At 70.4% G+C, this 4806-nt stretch carries 1 protein-coding gene and 2 pseudogenes; 1 reads left to right on the plus strand and 2 read right to left on the minus strand.

Translation table 11 applies throughout. The features are described from left to right. A pseudogene (locus HC022_RS19120) lies at window positions 1-854 on the plus strand (methyl-accepting chemotaxis protein); the annotation flags it as partial. An 859-nt stretch (window positions 855-1713) separates the two neighbouring features. On the opposite strand, the pseudogene recG reads toward HC022_RS19120, so the two are convergent. Together recG and HC022_RS19130 are read right to left on the minus strand one after the other, a co-directional pair. Continuing rightward, window positions 1714-3773, minus strand: a pseudogene (gene recG / locus HC022_RS19125) (ATP-dependent DNA helicase RecG). After that, a partial coding sequence (locus HC022_RS19130; RefSeq protein ID WP_303049083.1) for a helix-hairpin-helix domain-containing protein occupies window positions 3770-4806 on the minus strand: 1037 nt, incomplete at its 5' end. The gene HC022_RS19130 and the pseudogene recG, both read right to left, overlap by 4 nt.

Consider the following 4806-nt stretch of genomic DNA (forward strand, 5'->3'; position numbering starts at 1 on the left):
TGGCCCGCATGTCGGAATGGATCGAGACGCTGAACGCCGGCGCCGTCATCACCTCGCGCGAGGCCGAGACCGTGCTCTCGGGCGCGGAATCGGCGGATGCGGCCCTCTCCGAGATCGGCGCCCACGTCACGCGCCTGCGCGGTGCCACCGCCCGCATCGCGCAGGACATGGCCCGGGCCGGCGCCGCGGTCGACCAGCTGCGCCCCACGGTCGCGGATCTGCAGGGCTCGGTGAGCGAGGTCGCGCGCGGCGTGGACGAGGCCTCGCGCCGCTGCGATCGGCTGGTCGACGGATCCGAGGCGATCCTGCAGCACGCGGTGGCGCTTGGCGGCTCCGGCGAGGACGGTCCGATGATCGCGCTGGTGCAGGATCTGGCGGGTCGCATCGCCCAGCAGTTCGAGGCAGCGGTGGACCAGCGCCGGATCTCGCTGGAGGCGCTCTTCGACACGCAATACACGCCCGTACCGGGGAGCGACCCGCAGCAGGTGACCACCGGCTTCACGAAGCTCACCGACGAGGTTCTGCCCCCGATCCAGGAGCCGGTGCTGGACCGCGATCCGCGCATCGTGTTCTGCGCGGCGGTCGACCGCAACGGCTACCTGCCGACGCACAACGCGCGATTTTCAAGGCCGCAAGGCACGGACCCGGTGTGGAACGCCGCCAACAGCCGCAACCGGCGGATCTTCGGCGACCGGGTCGGACTCAAGGCCGGGCGCAACACGCGGCCCTTCCTCCTGCAGGTCTACCGACGCGACATGGGCGGCGGCGCGTTCGTGATGATGAAGGACCTCTCCGCCCCCATCACCGTGCGTGGCCGGCACTGGGGTGGGCTGCGGCTGGCCTACCGCTTCTGATCCGGCGCGCCTAAGTCGTCAGCTGGTCCAGGCGCACGATTTGCCCGTGTAGGGCGCTTCGGTGCCAGATCGGACGGGCGCCGCCGGGCCGGATGCCGCGTATCGCCCTGCGCCCTGACGGGGCTGGCTGGTCCGGAGACAGGGCCTTGCCCGGGCAGAGTAAAACCCGCTCAGAGCACTGCCCGGTCGCTGGCTGTCGCAGAGACCTGAGACCTGAGACCTGAGACCTGAGACCTGAGACCTGAGACCTGAGACCTGAGACCTGAGACCTGAGACCTGAGAGTGGCCTGCCCCGGTCGAAGCGACACGTCAAACAAAGGCCCAGCCCAGACAACCGACGCCCCAGAGACAAAGATCAGACCCGGACAGAAGCAGGACCCGCCCCCGATCCGCCAAAGAAAAAGCCGCCGCACTCCCTTGGGGTGGAGGCGGCGGCCAGTGGCGCGTCTTGTCGGATCCCGGACCAGCCGCGCCTCCTGACGCAGGGGACAGGCGAGGAGGCGAAAGGCGGGGACAGCCGCGGCGCATCGGGGACAGATGATGCGGGAAGGCCGGTCCGGGCGAAAGACCGCAGGCAGAAATCGAAAAAGCGGTGATCAGAATGAGGGCAGGTGCAACGCCCCGAGCAGGATGACGACCAGAGACACGCCTCCGATCATGTCGTGAACCAGCGTCGCGTCCGAACGCGAAAGAACCTGGCGAAGTGTCTTCATCATGGTGTCGTTCCCTGTCTGGCGTTTTGTTGCTCTTTTGTTCTCATGATTCTCACGATTCGTAAAGAACTTTTAGGGAACACTTGCGGAACACCGCGACCCAGGGCGTTCCGGGCACCTCTTCGTGCCCGGCCCCTGCCCCAGCGTCACCCAACCGAGATCAGCCGGATCGCCTCGTCTTGCCGCATCAGCCAGAGCAGCATCCGCGCCGCCCGGCCCCGATCGCTTTCCAGCCCCGGATCCTCGGCCAGCAGCTTGCGCGCGTCGGTCTGCGCCATTGCCATGAGCCCCGCCTGATGCTCGAGATCCGCGACCCGGAAGCGCGGCAGCCCGGATTGCGCGGTGCCGATCAGGTCGCCCGCGCCGCGCATCTCGAGATCCACCTCCGAGATCCGGAAGCCGTCCTCGGTCTCGCGCAGCGTGGTGAGGCGCCGCATCCCGGCCTCGCCCAGCGGCCCCTGGTACATCAGCAGGCAGGTGCTCTCGGCCTCGCCGCGCCCGACCCGGCCTCGCAGCTGGTGGAGCTGCGCCAGCCCGAAATACTCGGCCCGCTCGATCACCATGATCGTGGCATTGGGCACGTTCACCCCGACCTCGATCACCGTCGTGGCGACCAGAACCTTGGTCTCGCCGGCGACGAAACGCGCCATGGCGGCGTCCTTCTCGGCGGGCGGCATCTGGCCGTGGACCAGCCCCACGACGCCCTCGCCGAGCGCCGCGCGCAGCCGCTTGAACCGCTCCTCGGCGGCGGTCAGGTCGACTGCCTCGCTCTCTTCGACCAGCGGGCAGACCCAGTAAGCCTGCCGCCCCTCGGCCACCGCGCCGCGCAGGTGCTCGACCACCTCGGCCATGCGCTCGGCCGAGACCAGCGCCGTGCGGATCGGCTTGCGCCCCGGAGGCTTCTCGTCAAGCACCGAGACGTCCATGTCGCCGTATTGCGCCAGCGCCAGCGAGCGCGGGATCGGCGTCGCGGTCATCACCAGCACATCCGCCGCCGCGCCCTTGCGCCCGAGCTCGAGCCGCTGGCGCACGCCGAACCGGTGCTGCTCGTCGACGATGGCAAGCCGCAGGTCTGCGAACTCGACGTCCGCCTGAAACACCGCGTGGGTGCCGACCAGCACGTGGATGTCGCCGCGGGCAAGCGCCGCGAGCTTGGCCTTGCGCTCGGAGCCCTTGTCGCGCCCGGTGAGCAGCTCGACCACGACGCCGGCGGCCTCGGCCAGCGGCTTCAGCCCGTCGAGATGCTGCCGCGCGAGGATCTCGGTGGGGGCCATTATCACCCCCTGCCCGCCTGCCTCGACCGCAATCAGCAGCGCCATAAAGGCGACCAGCGTCTTGCCCGCGCCGACGTCGCCCTGCAGCAAACGGTTCATGCGCTCGGCCGCGGCCATGTCCCCGGCGATCTCGTCCATCGCCCGCATCTGCGCGCCGGTCGGGCGAAACGGCAGCGCCGCCAGCACCTTGCGCCGCAGCGCCCCGCTGCCGATCGTCTCGCGACCCTTGCCCTTGCGGCGATGAACGCGCGCCAGCGCGAGGGTGAGCTGGTGCGCCATCAGCTCGTCATAGGCGAGCCGCGCCCGCGCCGGCGCGGTGGGCGCAAGGTCGCCGCTGCCCTCGGGCGCATGGGCCCGGACCAGGGCGCCGCGCCAGTGAGGCCAGCCCTCGCGCGCCTTCAGCGGCCCGTCGATCCATTCGCCGTTGCGCGCGCCATCAGCTTCTGGGTGACGCCCGCGGTCAGCGGGTAGACCGGTTCGAAGGCAGGCAGCGTCGCCGCCTCGTCCACCGGCAGCACATGGTCGGGATGCACCATCTGCGCCATGCCGTCGAAGAGCTCGGCCCGGCCCGAGACCAGCCGGCGCGCGCCCTCGGGCAGGATCCGCGACAGGTAATCCTCGCGTCCGTGGAAGAACACCAGCTGGAAGCCGCTGCGCGCGTCTTCGACGTGGATGCGGTAAGGCCGGCCCTTCTGAGCGGGCTTCATGTGGCGCCCCACGGTCACCTCGACGGTGACCACCCCCGGCAGGTCGGCGCCCAGCACCGTCTCGCGCGGGCGTCGGTCGATGACCCCGTGCGGCAGCGTGAACAGCAGGTCGCGCGGGGCCACGACGTCGAGCCCCTCGAGCGCCTGCGCAGTCTTGGGACCGACGCCGTCCAGCGTCTTGAGCTCGGCGAAGAGCGGCCAGAGCGGTTCCGGCCGCTGCGTCATGAGCCGATGAGCGCCAGCCAGGCGTCTTCGTCCATGAGCTCGATCCCGAGCTCGCGCGCCTTGGCCTCCTTCGAGCCCGCGCCCGGGCCCGCCACGACGATGTCGGTCTTCTTGCTGACCGAGCCCGAGACCTTGGCCCCCAGCGCCTCGGCCCGCGCCTTGGCCTCGGCGCGGGTCATCTTCTCGAGCGCGCCGGTGAAGACGACGGTCTTGCCGGCCACCGGGCTGCCGTCGGTCAGCGGACGTTCGGGCGCCTCGATGGTGCGGAGCTCTGCGATCAGCCGGTCGACGGAGGCGCGCTCGGTCGTCTGCCCCAGCGAGGTCACAAGCGACACGGCGACGGTCTGGCCGATACCGTCGATGCCCACGAGATCCTCCCACGCGGCGCGCGCCCCGGCGCTGACCGGCGGCTCGGCCTCCCAGGCGGCGTCGCGGGTTTCCTTGATGCGCGCGCGGCGTCCCTCGGCGGCGGCGGTCTTGCGCTCGGCCTCGACCGCGGTCTCGGCCTGGCGATAGCGTTCCGCGGCCGGGCGGGCGGCGTCGACCGCCTCGATCAGCTTGTCCCAGCTGGCGTAATGGCGGGCAAGATCATTGGCGACCACCTCGCCCACATGACGGATGCCGAGCGAAAAGATCACCCGGCCAAGCCCGATGGTGCGACGCTCGTCGATGGCGTCGAAGAGGTTCTGCGCGCTCTTCTCGCCCCAGCCCTCGCGGTTCTTGAGCTGCTGGATGCCGCTGCCGTAGCGGGTGCGCAGGGTGAAGATCTCGGCCGGTTCGCTGATCCAGCCGTCGCGATGGAACTGCTCGACCTGCTTGGCGCCGAGCCCCTCGATGTCGAAGGCGGCGCGCGAGACGAAATGCTTGAGCTTCTCGACCGCCTGCGCCGGGCAGACCAGACCGCCGGTGCAGCGGCGCACGGCGTCGCCCTCCTCGCGGATCGCCTCGGAGCCACATTCCGGACAGGTCTGCGGGAAGGCGTAGGGCTCGGCCTCCTCGGGGCGCTTGTCGAGATCGACATCGGCCACCTTGG

Source organism: Salipiger sp. HF18 (assembly GCF_011806505.1).
GTDB classification, from domain to species: Bacteria; Pseudomonadota; Alphaproteobacteria; order Rhodobacterales; family Rhodobacteraceae; genus Salipiger; species Salipiger thiooxidans.